The sequence below is a fragment of the Pseudoalteromonas sp. CR1 genome (assembly GCF_019392235.1).
In the GTDB taxonomy this organism is placed as follows: Bacteria; Pseudomonadota; Gammaproteobacteria; order Enterobacterales; family Alteromonadaceae; genus Pseudoalteromonas.
This window is the reverse complement of sequence record NZ_JAHXRM010000611.1, coordinates 1-238: the sequence shown is the minus strand read 5'-3', so window position 1 is coordinate 238 and position 238 is coordinate 1. Positions and strand designations below refer to the sequence as shown.

The 238-nt window shown below is 63.9% G+C and carries 1 protein-coding gene; it reads right to left on the bottom strand.

Annotated features, from left to right (window positions below):
• Positions 1-238: ribonucleotide-diphosphate reductase subunit beta (locus KZZ04_RS20745; protein ID WP_219424113.1), on the bottom strand; the 238-nt coding region annotated here is incomplete at both ends.

Sequence of the window (238 nt, the reverse complement as noted above, 5' to 3'; positions counted from 1 at the left end):
CCTGGCGCAGGATGTACTGGCGGCACTCCGGGTTGGTGATCAGGCGGTACACGGCCAGCACCAGGTTGTTCGCGACCAGGGAGTCAGCGGTGGAGAAGAAGCCGAGGTTGCGCATGACGATGCGGCGTTCGTCGTCGGTCAGGCCTTCGGGGTTTTTCCACAGCGCGATGTCGGCGGTCATGTTGACCTCTTGCGGCATCCAGTGGTTGGCGCAGCCGTCGAGGTACTTCTGCCAGGC